The organism is Salinicola sp. RZ23 (assembly GCF_003206675.1).
In the GTDB taxonomy this organism is placed as follows: domain Bacteria; phylum Pseudomonadota; class Gammaproteobacteria; order Pseudomonadales; family Halomonadaceae; genus Salinicola; species Salinicola endophyticus.
The window spans coordinates 542,572-555,229 of the sequence record NZ_PZJK01000007.1 but is presented as its reverse complement, the minus strand read 5'-3'; the positions used below and the strand labels follow the sequence as shown (position 1 = coordinate 555,229).

Genomic DNA, 12,658 nt, shown 5'->3' with positions numbered 1-12,658 from the left:
CGCGACGGCGGGCGGCAGCAGAAGTCGGCACTAGCTTACCATCGCTTGGTGGCCGGCGAACGCCGCCGTGCAGGGCGGCGTCCATTGATGGGTGTGTGCCGGCACGGGGGGACGTCAGGGCAGGCGCGTTATCAGGTGGTCGAGAATCGCCGTGGCCAGCGCCGTCTTGGGTTGGGGCGGCAGCGCCTGGCGGCGCACCTCGTCCGCTTCCCGCCACAGCAGGGTGGCGGCGTTGTCGTCGCTACCGAAGCCGAGTCCTGCCTGGGAGACGTCGTTGGCCACGATCAGATCGAGGCGCTTGCGCGAAAGCTTGTCGCCGGCATGGGTTTCCAGCGCCTGGGTCTCGGCGGCGAAGCCGACGCAGAAGGGGCGCTCGGAACGCGCAGCCACCGTGGCCACGATATCCGGATTGCGCACCAGTTCGAGCGTCATGCCGCTGGTGTCGTCGCCCTTCTTCAGCTTGTGCTCGGCAACGCTGGCGGCGCGGTAGTCGGCCACCGCGGCGCAGCCGATGAACAGCTCGCAGGGGAGTGCGGCTTCCACGGCCGCGAGCATCTCACACGCCGAGAGTACGTCGACACGCGCCACGCCGGGCGGCGTCGCCAGCGCCACCGGACCGCTCACCAGCGTCACCTGGGCGCCCCGCGCGGCGCAGGCGGCGGCCAGGGCGTAGCCCATCTTGCCGGAGCTGTGATTGGAGAGGTAGCGCACCGGGTCGAGCGCCTCGCGGGTCGGTCCGGCGGTGATCACCACCCGGCGGCCGGCGAGATCCTGGGTCGAGATGGCCGCTGCGGGGTCGAGCGCCTGCTGCAGCCGGGTGAAGATCGTCTCCGGCTCGAGCATGCGCCCGAGGCCGACATCGCCGCAGGCCTGATCGCCGGCATCCGGCCCCAGCAGGGTCCAGCCCAGTTCTTGCAGCCGATCGGCATTGGCCAGGGTCGCCGGGTGACGCCACATCGCCTGGTTCATGGCCGGTGCCATCAGGCAGCGGGCTTCCGTGGCGAGGCACAGCGTGGTCAGCAGGTCGTCGGCGTGACCGTGGGCCAGGCGGGCCATCAGGTCGGCGGTGGCCGGGGCGATCAGGATGATATCCGCCCATTTCGCCAGCTCGATGTGGCCCATGCCGGCTTCGGCCTCGGGGTCGAGCAACGAGGTGCGCACCGGCTCACCGGTGAGCGCCTGCAGCGTCAGCGGGGTGATGAAAGCCTGAGCGCCGTCGGTCATCACCACGCGCACTTCGGCGCCGCTCTTCTTCAGCAGGCGGGCGAGATGGGCGCTCTTGTAGGCGGCGATACCGGCACTGATGCCGAGCAGGATGCGGGTGCCGGCGAGTCCCGGCCCGAGGGGTAGCGACATGGGATACGTGTCCTGAAACATTGGCGCTACCTTACCACCGCAGGGCGCCGGGGCGGAACGCGCGCTCCCACCCCGGCAGGCTCGTTGGCCTACTGGGCCGGCGCCTCGATCACCCCTTCACCGGCGACCTCGCCCTGCTTTAGCCACTCGATGCGGTCATCGCCCGCGGCGCGCACGCCATAGCACTCGACGCTGTCGCTGCCGTAGTCGAAGCACATGCGGTCGTCGACGATCTTGGCCTGGCCGGTGTAGCCGTCGCCCTGGATCTTGCCGTCGGCGGCATAGGTCTCGTCGTAGGACTGGCCATTGGCCATGGCGCCGTGGACGCGGTGCCCCCACACCCGCTGCTGGATCTCGTCGCCGCTGAGTACCCGGTCGCTCTCCGGCTGTGCCTGTGCGGCACCGGCATCGGCGGCGAGGGCGCTGGAGACGCCGCCGCTGAGGGTGGCGGCGAGAGTGGCGGCGATGGCCAGGGTAGCCAGGCGCTGGCTGGGGGCGAACGCAAAGGATCGTTGCATGGTGAGGCTCCCGAGGGATGAGGGTGTGACTTCACCATAGCCTAGTCAGCGTATCTCGCCGCCAAGACCGTCCCTCCGGCACCCGCTGGGCTCAGCGGAGCAGCGCGTTCACCGCCGCTTCCACCCCGCGCAGCTCGGCGAGCCCCTTGAGGCGGCCGATCAGCGGATAGCCGGGGCGAGTGTCGCGCTGCAGATCGTCGAGCAGGTGGTGGCCGTGATCGGGGCGCAGCGGCAGGCGCGCACCGCCATCGCGCTGGCGCCGGCGCGTTTCGCGCACCAGCGCGGCAATCACCCCGACCATATCGACGTCACCCTCCAGATGGCCGGCTTCGTGGAAGCTCGAGGCGTCCGCCTCGCGGCGGGTCGCGCGTAGATGGACGAAGTGGATGCGTGGGGCGAAGCGCTCGACCATCGCCACCAGGTCGTTGTCGGCGCGCACGCCGTAGGAGCCGGTGCAGAAGGTGAGACCGTTGGCCGGGCTGGGCGCGCTGTCGAGCACGTAGGCCGCATCGGCGGCGGTGGAGACCACCCGTGGCAGCCCCAGCAGCGGGCGCGGCGGGTCGTCGGGGTGGATCGCCAGGCGTATCCCGGCTGCCTCTGCCGCGGGAACCACGGCGCGCAGGAAGGTGGCCAGATTGACGCGCAAGCGCTCGGCATCGATATCCCGGTAGGCGGCCAGGGCGTGGCGAAAGTCTTCGAGGGTGTAGTGCGCCTCTGCGCCGGGTAGCCCGGCGATGATGGTCTCGATCAACCGCTGGCGGGCGGCGGCATCGAGCTGGTCGAGGTAGGCACGGGCGGCGTCGCGCTCGGCGCTGGCGTAATCGGCTTCGGCGCCGGGGCGTGCGAGCAGGTAGAGGTCGAAGGCGGCGAAGGCGGTGTGGTCGAAGCGCAGGGCGGTGCCGCCGGCGGGCAGGGGCCAGGCGAGATCGGTGCGGGTCCAGTCGAGCACCGGCATGAAGTTGTAGCAGACCACATCGATTCCGCAGTCGCCGAGATTGGCCAGGGTATGGCGGAAGTTGTCGAGATAGCGTTCGGCTTCCGGCAGCCCCTGCTTGATCGCTTCATGAACCGGCACGCTCTCCACCACCGACCAGGTGAGCCCCGCCGCCTCGATCTGCTGCTTGCGTTCGAGGATGGCGGCGCGCGACCAGATCTCGCCGATGGGGATCTCGTGCAGCGCGGTGACGATGCCGGTCGCCCCGGCCTGACGAATCTCGCCGAGGCCGATGGGGTCTTTGGGGCCGAACCAGCGCCAGGTATGTTCCATGATCAAGCGTCCCGATCAGAAGCGGTGGGTATCAAGGCGGCAATGGCAGACTCCACGCCGTCGTTTTGCAGTCGCCTCAGCGCGTCGAGGAGCTGCTGGGCGAATGGCCTATCGTCGCGCAGTGCCGTGGGGAAGAGGGCATCGAGGGCGAGAAAGGCGTCGATCAGTGCGGCGGGGTCGTCGCCGTGGCGGCGATGGAGCGTGGCGAACGTCTCTGCCAGGGGGTCGTCCACCGCGTGCGGCTGGCCGCTGAGATCGGTGCCGGCGGTGTAGCGAATCCAGCCGGCGACGCCGAGCGCCGTCGCCGCCTGCGACCGGCCCTTCTGCCGATTCTCGAGCGCGCCGGCCAGCCAGCGCTGGGGCAGCTTCTGCGAGCCATCCATGGCGATCTGCTGTAGCCGATGACGCAGGCTGTCATTGCCGAAGCGCGCCAGCAGCCGCTCGGTATAGGCCGCAGCGTCGCTGCCCGCCGGCAGGTCGAGGGTGGGCGCTGCCTCGCGCTGCCAGTAGTGCCGCAGCAGCCCGCAAAGCGCCGGGCGTGCGACGGCGACATCCACCGTCTCGATGCCGGCCAGCGCACCCAGATAGGCGAGCAGCGAGTGGGCGGCGTTGAGCAGGCGCAGTTTCATGGTCTCGAACGGCGTCACGTCGGTGACCATCTCCACCCCATCGCCCGCCCAGTCGGGCCGGCCCTGGGGGAACCTCTCCTCGATCACCCACTGGCGGAACGCTTCGCACACCACCGCCGCCGGGTCGTCGACACCCAGGTCTGCCAGGCGCGTCCGGTCCGCGTCGGTCATCGCCGGCACGATGCGATCCACCATGCTCGAGGGGAAGGCGACGTTGGCCTCGATCCAGGCGGCCAGTGCGCTGTCCTGCCGGCGCGCCAGTGCTACCACCGCGCGGCGGGTGCGCTGGCCATTGGCCGGCATGTTGTCGCAGCAGAGCACCGTGAAGGGCGGGGTGCCGGCGGCGCGGCGCCGGGCCAGCGCCGCCACCAGCAGGCCGGGTGCGGTGTGCGGCGTCGTTGGATTGGCGATGTCGTGGGCGATCGGCTCGGCCTGGGTGAGCAGCTCGCCGCTCGCCGGATTGAGAAAGTAGCCCTTCTCGGTGACCGTCAGTGTGACGATGCGAACGGCAGGGTCGCTCATCCGCGCCAGCAGCGCCTCCCGGTCCGGTCCGTCGGGGCCGGCGTAGAGCGCCTCGCGGATGACCCCGATCTGGCGCAGGTCGAGGTGCTCGCTGTCGCGGTATTCGGCCACGTGGTAGCGCAGGCCGCCGGCGCGCAGCTGCTCGACCAGGGTGCGATTGGCGCGGATGTTGGCGCTGCAGACGCCCCATGTCTCGTCACCGGTGCGTTCGAGGCACTGCTGCAGGTAGACCGCCTGGTGGGCGCGGTGAAAGGCGCCCAGACCGAGATGGACGATACCGATCTGGCGGGGCAGCCGCGCGGCCGGGTGACGTTCGACATGGATCTCGCTGGGTGACATTTCAGGGCGCTCCCATCAGCAGGTTGGGCAACCACAGCGACAGCGCCGGCACGAAGGAGACCAGCAGCAGTACCAGAAGATTGCAGATCAGAAACGGCACGATCGCCCGCGCCACGCGCAGCATCGGCAGCTTGCCGATGCTCGAGACCACGAACAGGCACACCCCCACCGGCGGCGTGGTCAGCCCGATCATCAGGTTGAGTACCGCCATCACGCCGAAATGGATCGGATCCATGCCGATACCGGTGGCGACGCCGAGCAGCGCCGGAAACAGGATGATCAGTGCGGCGATGGTCTCCATGAAGGCGCCGACGAAGAGCAGGATCAGGTTGAGGATCAGGATCACCACGATGGGGTTGTCGCTGAAGCCCAGAATCGCGCTGGCGATCAGCTGCGGGATCTGCTGGCTGGTGAGAATCCAGCCGAACAGATTGGCCAGCCCCACCAGCAGCATCAGCGAGGCCGAGGTGATCACGGTGTCCGTCAGGATGCCGCCGAGATTGCGCCAGTTGATGCCCTTGTAGACGAAGGCGCCCACCAGCAGCGCGTAGAGACTGGCGACGATCGACGCCTCGGTCGGGGTGAACAGCCCGCCGATGATCCCGTAGAGGATGATGAAGGTCATCAGCAGCGCCCAGAAAGCGCTGCGCCCCTCCCTGAGCAGGGTGCCGAAGGAGGCGCGCGGCTCCTTGGGGTAACCGCGCTTCACCGCCAGCCAGTAAACGGTGATCATCATCGCCACGCCGAGCAGCAGGCCGGGCACGGCGCCGGCCAGGAACATGCGCCCGACCGAAATGCCGGAGAGTGAGCCGACGATGATCATCGGCACACTGGGCGGGATGATCGGGCCGATGGTCGAGGAGGCCGCGGTGACCGCGGCCGCGAACGGCTTGTCGTAGCCACTCTTGGCCATCCCCGGAATCATCACCGAGCCGATGCTGGCGGCATCGGCCACCGCGGTGCCGGAGATACCGCTGAAGATCATCGAGCCGCCGACGTTGGCCAGCCCCAGGCCGCCGCGGACATGGCCGACCAGGGCGTTGGAGAAGCGCACGATGTGCTGGGTGATATTGCCCACGTTCATCAGGTTGCCGGCCATGACGAAGCCGGGGATGCACAGCAGCACGAAGGCGTCGATCCCCGAGAACATGCGCTGCGGCACGATGGTCAGCGAGATGCCGCCGAGCAGCAGATAGGCGACCGAGGAGACGCCCAGGCAGAAGGCGATCGGCAGGCCGAGCAGCAGTAGTGCCAGAAAGGTGATGAAGAGAACGGCGATATCCATCAGCACTCACTCCGGGCGTCGGGCGCCGGGCGGATCAGGGCCATGATCCCCTCGAGGGTGCAGATCGCCGCGTAGAACGCGAGCGAGGCGAACAGCAGCACCGAGGAGAAGAAGATGTAGATCATCGGGATTCGCAGCGTCGGCGAGGTCTGGAAGGCGCCGATCTGGGCGAACTGCCAGGCGCCGGGCAGCACCATCACCACGAAGCCGAGGGTGATCAGCGAGATCACGATGAGATAGAGGGCGCGCCCGCGTGGCGTGAGGCGTGCGTGGAACAGCTCGACATTGACGTTACGGTGGCGATGCAGCACCACCCCGGCGCCGAGCGAGACCATGTAGATGAAGAGGTAGCGGGTGAGCTCCTCGGTCCAGGCCAGGGTGATCGGCAGGAACAGGCGCGAAGCCACCTGCAGTAGCACGGTCAGCGACAGGCCGATCAGCGCGATTACCGCCAGCGTCAGCAGCACGCGGTCGAGCAGCGCCGCGAGCCTGCCCAGCGGCCCGCCCAGGCGAGGCACGCGGTTCAGCACCTCGAGGCCTTCCTGGACGTCGACCGAAGGGGGTTCCGGGATGGGGTGCGTCATGGGAGTCTCCGAATAAGAGAAGGTGCACGCGCAGACGCCTGCCGGTGGCGCTTGCCCTGCGGCGAGGCGTCACCGGCGGGCGACGTCTGGTTCAGAACGCCTAGGTGCTGTCTGAAAAGTCGACGAGCGAAGGCCAGGCAAGGCAAAAATCGGCGAAAACGCGGAGTTTACGGGTTGTAAATGAGCATTTTGAGCCGATTTTTAACGCCGCATGGGCGAGCGCAGTCCTTTTCAGACAGTGCCTAATTCAGAGCGCCTGGATCTCTTTATAGAGCGCGCGCTGCTCGTCGTTCAGGGCGTCGAGCACCGCCGGCTTGGCCTTCTTGGCGAAGGCCGCCTGGTCCACCTCGACGAAGGTCATGCCCTTGTCCTTGAGCGCCTGTTCGAGCCGCTTCTGGTCGGCGGCGAACAGCGTCTCTTCATAGGTCTGCATCTGGCTGGCGGCATCGCGCACCACCTGTTGCAGGTCAGCGGGCATCGATTCGAGCTTCTGCTTGCCGATCACCACGTAGATCCAGCTGCGCACGTGGTCGGTCATGTCGACGTACTTCTGCACCTCGTTGAAGCTGGCGCTCTCGATCAGGCTGAGCGGGTTCTCCTGGGCCTCGATGGTGTTCTGCTGCAGTGCGGTGAACACTTCGCTGAACGCCATCGGCGTCGGCCGTGCGCCGAGTGCCTTCCAGGTATCGACGAACAGCGGCACGTTGGGTACGCGAAGGCGCAGGCCGTCGAGATCGTCGGGGCTCTTGATCGGGCGGTTGGAGGTCAGCTCGCGCGGGCCGCGCTCGAACCAGGCCAGCGGCACCAGGCCGGTGCGCTCGGTGATCTGCGCTTCGATCTGCTTGCCGACATCGCCCTCCACGGCACGGCGCAGCTGGTCGGCATCCTTGAACAGGTAAGGCACCGCCATCATCGCCGCCTTGGGCGCCCAGTTCTGCAGGCTCTCGCCGGTGATGGTCATGTCGGCGGTGCCGAGCTGGATGCTGTTGATCACATCCATCTCGTTGCCGAGCTGCTCGTTGGGAAAGACCTGGACCTCGATCCGGCCATCGGAGTGGGTTTCCACCAGTTCCTTGAACTTGAGGGCGGCCTTGTTCCAGATGTTCTGCGCGTTGGCCAGGTGGCCGAACTTGAGCGTGTAGTCGGCGGCGAAGGTGGCCTGGCTGGCGACCAGAGTGGCGCCGAGCGCGACGCCGGCGAGTAGCTGCTTGAGGGTCGGGGTGGAGAACATGGCGTGAAACTCCTTGGGTGAGGTGACGCGGCGTTGTCACTGTTGTGCCGCGGGGACGACGGGCCGGAGCGAGTGACGCCGCGACCCGCCTGGCAGGGCGTCAGGGCGCGATTCGCCCCCGCACCTGGTGTGCCCGTTCTGGAGGGTTGGCGAGCAGATCGATTGGTATCAGGTGGAAACCGAGCCGGCCGAGGCGTCCGGCGGGCTGCTCGGCGACCCTGAAGGCGTGCGGGGCGCTGATGTGAAAGGCTGGCATCGAACTCTCCTGAAAAATGGTGCGGCCTGCGCCGGGGCGATTCGCCACGCGCCGGCGGTGGCGCTGCGTGTCACATCACCAGTGCCACAGGGTGCCGTCCTCGAGCCGGTTGACCGGCAGGCTGGCGGGTTTGTAGGGGTGGCGGGCAGCGGCGTCTTCGTCGATGTCGACACCGTGGCCCGGTGCCTCGCCGACCACGAAGTGCCCCGCCTCGAAGCGGTAGTCGTGGGGGAAGACGCTATCGGTCAGCGGGTCGTGGGGCATGTGCTCCTGAATGCCGAAGTTGGGCACCCAGGTGTCGAAGTGAACCGCTGCGCCGAGGCACACCGGCGACAGGTCCGTCGGCCCGTGGAAGCCGGTACGCACGTGATAGAGCGAGGCGAAATCGGCGATCCGGCGCACGTGGGTGATGCCGCCGCCGTGGGTCAGCGGGGTGCGGATATAGTCGATCCACTGGTTCTGGATCATCTCGCGGCAGTCGTGGATCGAGTTGAACACCTCGCCGATGGCCAGCGGCGTGGTGGTGTGCTCGCGGATCAGGCGCAGGCTCTCCTGGTTCTCGGCGGGCACGCAATCCTCCAGCCAGAAGAGATGATAGGGCTCTACCGCCTTGCCCAGCCGTGCCGCTTCGATCGGCGTCAGCCGGTGGTGGACGTCGTGGAGCAGATGCAGCTCGTGGCCGAAGTGCTCGCGTACGGCGGCGAACAGCTTGGGCACGTGGTTGAGATACTTCTCCGTGCTCCAGACGTGCTCGGCGGGCAGTTCGGCGTCCGCCGGCTCGTAGCGCTCGCCTTCGCGCTTGGCCACGCCATAGATCGTGTCGATCCCGGGTACGCCGGCCTGGACGCGCACGGCCTTGTAGCCCAGTTCGACGTGACGGGCGACCTCCTCGAGGCAGCTGTCGATCTCCTTGCCGGTGCAGTGGGCGTAGGTCATCACCCGCTCGCGGCTCTTGCCGCCCAGGAGCTGGTAGAGCGGCAGATTGGCCGCCTTGCCCTTGATGTCCCACAGCGCCATGTCCACCGCGCTGATCGCACTCATGGTGACCGGGCCGCGACGCCAGTAGGCGCCGCGATAGAGGTACTGCCAGGTATCCTCGATGCGGCTGGCGTCGCGGCCGATCAGTGCCGGCACCACATGCTCTTGCAGATAGGCGACCACGGCCATCTCGCGGCCGTTCAAGGTGGCGTCGCCGATGCCATGGATGCCGGATTCGGTGACGAGCTTCAGGGTGACGAAGTTGCGTCCCGGGCAGGTGACGATGACGCGGGCGTCGATGATTTTCATGCGCTCTCCGGCGGCGGTGGCGGTCTGTTCAGCACTCGGCGAACAGCTCGGGGTGGCGTTCGATCAGACGCGGCAGCGAGGTCAGCAGCTCGCGCAGGTGCGCCTGGACCGCGCGCTCGGCGGCGGCCGGGTCGCGTTCGGCGATGGCACCGACGATGCGCTCGTGCTGGGCGACCAGGGTCTCCAGCGGCGTACCGTCGGGCACGCTGATGTAGCGCACGCGGTCGAAGTGCGCCTTGACCTCTTCGGTGAAACGCCACGCCGAGGCGTGGCCGGCTTCCCGCGACAGCGTCTGGTGGAAGGCTTCGTCGAGCAGGTAGAAACGCTCGTAGTCGTCGCTGCCCAGGGTGCGCCGCTGGCGCTCGACCAGTTCGTAGAGCTCGTCGAGACCGCGCCGGGAGAGCCCCGACTCCGCTGCCGACTTGGCCACCGCGACCTCGATCGCCTCGCGCACGAAGCGCGCGCTGTAGACCGCTCTGGGCGAAATCTTGACCACGAAGGTGCCGCGCTGGGGGCGCACCTCGACCAGCCCCGCCTCGGAAAGACGAATGAACGCCTCGCGCACCGGCTGGCGGCTGACCGCGAAGGTGTCGGCGATCTCCTTCTCCGAGAGCGCCTGGCCGGGGGCCAGCGCCAGCCGGATGATCGCCTGGCGCAGGGTGTCGTAGAGGCGCTGGCGCACGGGGCCGGTCGCGCTGGCGTCCCATAGGCTGTAGAGCGATTGGCTCACGGCGATCCTCGTCTGGAGCGGGGCTGAATGGCGTGGACAGGCGCCCTGGTGGCGTCTTTGTCTTCCTTGTCTATCTAGTATGGTAGTTGCCTGCGAGGCTTGGCGATTCGACTTTGGTGGCCCCACATCGATTGCGTGAGGCCGCCACGTCCTTGTACGCCACGTCCTTGTACGCCACGTCGCGGCCCACAGTTTTTGCCGTGGTGGCCGATCTCTTTTCAGGGCGAGGGAAGTCCGCGTGGCGCCAACGCCCTGGCGGTCGCGCCGCCCGCGGTGCAGGTCGGGTAGCGCAGGGGCCCGGCAGAGACGTGCAGGCAGAGAAGCGCAGGTGAGAGGGACCGGGTAAAGAGGAGACCGGTCAGAGAAGAGGAGAGGCGGATATGGGCATCAACGACTGGCCAGCGGGCGAGCGCCCGCGCGAGAAGCTGCTGACGCTGGGTGCCTCGGCGCTCTCCGATGCCGAGCTGTTGGCGATCTTCCTGCGCGTCGGGGTCAAGGGGCGCTCGGCGGTGGACCTGGCGCGGGACCTGCTCGCCAGCTTCGGCGGTCTGCGGCCGCTGCTGGAGGCGGATCGCCAGCGCTTCTGCGCCGAGCATGGGCTAGGCGAGGCCAAGTACGTTCAGTTGCAGGCAACGCTGGAACTCTCGCGGCGCCATCTCGGCAGTCTGCTCGAGCGCGACGCCGCGCTCACCTCGCCGACCCTGGTGCGCCGCTTTCTCAGCGCCCAGCTGCGTCATCTTCCCCACGAGGCGTTCGCGGCGCTGTTCCTGGACAACCAGCACCGGGTGATTCGCTTCGAGATTCTCGCCGAAGGGACGCTGGATGGTGCTTCGATCTATCCGCGGGAAGTGGCGCGCCGGGCGCTGGCCCACAACGCGGGCGCGCTGATCTTCGCCCATAATCACCCATCCGGCCTGGCTGAACCGAGCCAGTCGGATCGCCGTGTCACCGAGCGCCTGAGCGAGGCGCTGGGGCTTTTCGATATCCGCGTGCTCGACCACTTCGTGGTGGGCGACGGCGAGGTGATTTCGTTCGTCGAACGTGGCTGGCTGTGAGCGCGGCGGAGTCGATGCCGGGCGCTGCGCTTGGCGTTAAAAAGCGCCCGTGCGCTTGCGGCAGGGTGGGGGGTCTGGTATAAAGTACGCCCTTTGAAACAGGGCAGAAGGCGGACGCCAGCCATTTTTCGTGGTTTGCCCGAGCTAAATCTGCATAACCCGCCAGTGGTCGGAGGCTTCCATGTCCCAAGTTTGTCAGGTTACCGGTAAGCGTCCGGTGACTGGTAATAACGTCTCGCACTCACAGCGCAAGACGCGTCGTCGTTTCGTGCCGAACCTGCACACCCATCGTTTCTGGGTCGAGTCCGAGAAGCGGTTCGTCAAGCTGCGCATCTCCTCCAAGGGCATGCGCATCATCGACAAGAAAGGCATCGAAGCGGTGCTCAGCGACATCCGCAAGCGCGGCGCCAGCATTTAAGGAGTCTGAGAGATGCGTGACAAGATCAAGTTGGTGTCCAGTGCCGGTACCGGTCACTTCTACACCACCGCCAAGAACAAGCGTAACACCCCGGACAAGCTTGAATTCAAGAAGTACGATCCGGTCGTTCGCAAGCACGTCATCTACAAGGAAGCCAAGATCAAGTGATCCGGCTTTTGCGTAGCACGAAGACCCGGCCTCGGCCGGGTCTTCGCGTTTAGGCCCGGCGCATCCGTCCCGGGCGCGTCTGTACCTGTCGCGCCGGCGGCACCTGAGCGCGCCTGGCCCTGTGGCCTGCCGCGGGTGAGCGCAGTCGGCCGTGCCCGCGTTCGTCGTCATCGATCGTGATTCCCGAGGATCTGCCATGCCGGAACTCCCCGAAGTCGAGACCACCCGCCGCGGTATCGCGCCCCACGTCGAGGGCCGCGAGATCGTCGAGGTGATCGTGCGTAGCCGCAGCCTGCGCGTGCCGGTGCCGGCGGATCTGGAGTCGGCGCTGATCGGCGCGCGCTTCGGCGAGCTCACGCGCCGCGCCAAGTACCTGCTGCTGCCGGTGGGCAGCCGTTCGCTGCTGTGGCATCTGGGCATGTCCGGCAGCCTGCGCCTGGCCCAGGTGGGCGATCTGCCCAGAAAGCACGACCATGTCGACGTGGTGGTCGAGGGTGGCGCCATCCTGCGCTACCACGATCCGCGCCGTTTCGGCTTCGTCGACTGGCTGGCGACGGAGGCCGGCGCCGACCCGAGGCTCGCGCGGCTGGGGCCGGAGCCGCTGTCGCCCGATTTCGACGGCGAGCGTCTCTACACCCTGTCGCGGGGGCGCCGGGCGGCGATCAAGCCGTTCATCATGGACAACGCCGTGGTGGTGGGGGTAGGTAACATCTACGCCAGCGAGGCGCTGTTCATGGCCGGGATCGATCCGCGCCGCGCCGCCGGACGCGTCTCGCGCGAGCGCTACGCACGCCTGGCCGAGGCGATCAAGACGGTGCTGGCAGCGGCGATCACCCAGGGTGGCACGACCTTACGCGATTTCGTCAGCGGCACAGGCGAGCCCGGTTACTTCGCCCAGCGCCTCAACGTCTACGGCCGCGCCAATGAGCCGTGCCGCGAGTGCGGCCACCTGCTGCGCCAGGTGACCCTGGGGCAGCGCGCCAGCGTCTACTGTCCGCTCTGTCAGCGCTGAG

14 protein-coding genes are annotated in these 12,658 nt (G+C 67.7%); 4 read left to right on the top strand and 10 right to left on the bottom strand.

What is annotated here, in order from left to right; genetic code table 11:
* Nucleotides 1–114: 114 nt before the first annotated feature.
* The 10 genes from coaBC to DOM67_RS08625 all read right to left on the bottom strand — a co-directional run bounded on the left by coaBC (nucleotide 115) and on the right by DOM67_RS08625 (nucleotide 10,004).
* Nucleotides 115–1,356: a bifunctional phosphopantothenoylcysteine decarboxylase/phosphopantothenate--cysteine ligase CoaBC gene (coaBC, locus tag DOM67_RS08665; protein WP_110675210.1), complete on the bottom strand. Its 1,242-nt coding sequence runs from the start codon at nucleotides 1,354–1,356 to the stop codon at nucleotides 115–117.
* 89 nt (nucleotides 1,357–1,445) lie between these two features.
* Nucleotides 1,446–1,874 carry a hypothetical protein gene (locus DOM67_RS08660; protein WP_110675209.1) on the bottom strand — a complete coding sequence of 143 codons (429 nt, stop codon included), beginning with the start codon at nucleotides 1,872–1,874 and terminating at the stop codon, nucleotides 1,446–1,448.
* Between the two features lie 91 nt (nucleotides 1,875–1,965).
* Entirely contained in the window at nucleotides 1,966–3,141 is a 1,176-nt protein-coding gene (gene uxuA / locus DOM67_RS08655; protein ID WP_110675208.1) for a mannonate dehydratase, read from the bottom strand.
* A 2-nt stretch (nucleotides 3,142–3,143) separates the two neighbouring features.
* The gene (locus tag DOM67_RS08650; protein WP_110675207.1) at nucleotides 3,144–4,631 is read right to left on the bottom strand and encodes a mannitol dehydrogenase family protein; all 1,488 of its coding nucleotides are present in this window, start codon (nucleotides 4,629–4,631) and stop codon (nucleotides 3,144–3,146) included.
* A 1-nt stretch (nucleotide 4,632) separates the two neighbouring features.
* Nucleotides 4,633–5,916 carry a TRAP transporter large permease gene (locus tag DOM67_RS08645; protein WP_110675206.1) on the bottom strand — a complete coding sequence of 428 codons (1,284 nt, stop codon included), beginning with the start codon at nucleotides 5,914–5,916 and terminating at the stop codon, nucleotides 4,633–4,635.
* Nucleotides 5,916–6,500 carry a TRAP transporter small permease gene (locus tag DOM67_RS08640; protein WP_110675205.1) on the bottom strand — a complete coding sequence of 195 codons (585 nt, stop codon included), beginning with the start codon at nucleotides 6,498–6,500 and terminating at the stop codon, nucleotides 5,916–5,918. Before DOM67_RS08640 ends, DOM67_RS08645 begins: the two co-directional genes overlap by 1 nt.
* Nucleotides 6,501–6,747: 247 nt before the next feature.
* Nucleotides 6,748–7,731: a TRAP transporter substrate-binding protein gene (locus tag DOM67_RS08635; RefSeq protein WP_110675204.1), complete on the bottom strand. Its 984-nt coding sequence runs from the start codon at nucleotides 7,729–7,731 to the stop codon at nucleotides 6,748–6,750.
* 100 nt (nucleotides 7,732–7,831) lie between these two features.
* Complete coding sequence (locus DOM67_RS19780; RefSeq protein WP_157958815.1) at nucleotides 7,832–7,987, bottom strand: hypothetical protein; 156 nt, start codon at nucleotides 7,985–7,987, stop codon at nucleotides 7,832–7,834.
* A gap of 75 nt (nucleotides 7,988–8,062) precedes the next feature.
* Nucleotides 8,063–9,274, bottom strand: coding sequence for a D-mannonate dehydratase ManD (manD, locus tag DOM67_RS08630; RefSeq protein WP_110675203.1), 1,212 nt, complete (start codon nucleotides 9,272–9,274; stop codon nucleotides 8,063–8,065).
* A 28-nt stretch (nucleotides 9,275–9,302) separates the two neighbouring features.
* Nucleotides 9,303–10,004 (bottom strand): GntR family transcriptional regulator, encoded by a 702-nt coding sequence (locus DOM67_RS08625; RefSeq protein WP_110675202.1) that lies wholly within the window; start codon nucleotides 10,002–10,004, stop codon nucleotides 9,303–9,305.
* Between the two features lie 380 nt (nucleotides 10,005–10,384).
* On the opposite strand from DOM67_RS08625, the gene radC reads away from it, so the two are divergent.
* The 4 genes from radC to mutM all read left to right on the top strand — a co-directional run bounded on the left by radC (nucleotide 10,385) and on the right by mutM (nucleotide 12,657).
* The gene (gene radC, locus DOM67_RS08620; protein WP_110675201.1) at nucleotides 10,385–11,059 is read left to right on the top strand and encodes a DNA repair protein RadC; all 675 of its coding nucleotides are present in this window, start codon (nucleotides 10,385–10,387) and stop codon (nucleotides 11,057–11,059) included.
* Nucleotides 11,060–11,240: 181 nt separating this feature from the next.
* Nucleotides 11,241–11,477: a 50S ribosomal protein L28 gene (gene rpmB, locus DOM67_RS08615; RefSeq protein ID WP_106419421.1), complete on the top strand. Its 237-nt coding sequence runs from the start codon at nucleotides 11,241–11,243 to the stop codon at nucleotides 11,475–11,477.
* Between the two features lie 12 nt (nucleotides 11,478–11,489).
* Nucleotides 11,490–11,645 (top strand): 50S ribosomal protein L33, encoded by a 156-nt coding sequence (gene rpmG / locus DOM67_RS08610; RefSeq protein ID WP_035472447.1) that lies wholly within the window; start codon nucleotides 11,490–11,492, stop codon nucleotides 11,643–11,645.
* A 196-nt stretch (nucleotides 11,646–11,841) separates the two neighbouring features.
* Entirely contained in the window at nucleotides 11,842–12,657 is an 816-nt protein-coding gene (mutM, locus tag DOM67_RS08605) for a bifunctional DNA-formamidopyrimidine glycosylase/DNA-(apurinic or apyrimidinic site) lyase (RefSeq protein ID WP_110675200.1), read from the top strand.
* Nucleotide 12,658: the final 1 nt, after the last annotated feature.

Excerpts from the sequence above, each read along its gene's own strand:
- coaBC (WP_110675210.1), bottom strand. The coding sequence starts at position 1,356 with ATGTCGCTACCCCTCGGGCCGGGACTCGCCGGCACCCGCATCCTGCTC.
- DOM67_RS08660 (WP_110675209.1), bottom strand. The coding sequence starts at position 1,874 with ATGCAACGATCCTTTGCGTTCGCCCCCAGCCAGCGCCTGGCTACCCTG.
- uxuA (WP_110675208.1), bottom strand. The coding sequence starts at position 3,141 with ATGGAACATACCTGGCGCTGGTTCGGCCCCAAAGACCCCATCGGCCTC.
- DOM67_RS08650 (WP_110675207.1), bottom strand. The coding sequence starts at position 4,631 with ATGTCACCCAGCGAGATCCATGTCGAACGTCACCCGGCCGCGCGGCTG.
- DOM67_RS08645 (WP_110675206.1), bottom strand. The coding sequence starts at position 5,916 with ATGGATATCGCCGTTCTCTTCATCACCTTTCTGGCACTACTGCTGCTC.
- DOM67_RS08640 (WP_110675205.1), bottom strand. The coding sequence starts at position 6,500 with ATGACGCACCCCATCCCGGAACCCCCTTCGGTCGACGTCCAGGAAGGC.
- DOM67_RS08635 (WP_110675204.1), bottom strand. The coding sequence starts at position 7,731 with ATGTTCTCCACCCCGACCCTCAAGCAGCTACTCGCCGGCGTCGCGCTC.
- DOM67_RS19780 (WP_157958815.1), bottom strand. The coding sequence starts at position 7,987 with ATGCCAGCCTTTCACATCAGCGCCCCGCACGCCTTCAGGGTCGCCGAG.
- manD (WP_110675203.1), bottom strand. The coding sequence starts at position 9,274 with ATGAAAATCATCGACGCCCGCGTCATCGTCACCTGCCCGGGACGCAAC.
- radC (WP_110675201.1), top strand. The coding sequence starts at position 10,385 with ATGGGCATCAACGACTGGCCAGCGGGCGAGCGCCCGCGCGAGAAGCTG.
- rpmB (WP_106419421.1), top strand. The coding sequence starts at position 11,241 with ATGTCCCAAGTTTGTCAGGTTACCGGTAAGCGTCCGGTGACTGGTAAT.
- rpmG (WP_035472447.1), top strand. The coding sequence starts at position 11,490 with ATGCGTGACAAGATCAAGTTGGTGTCCAGTGCCGGTACCGGTCACTTC.
- mutM (WP_110675200.1), top strand. The coding sequence starts at position 11,842 with ATGCCGGAACTCCCCGAAGTCGAGACCACCCGCCGCGGTATCGCGCCC.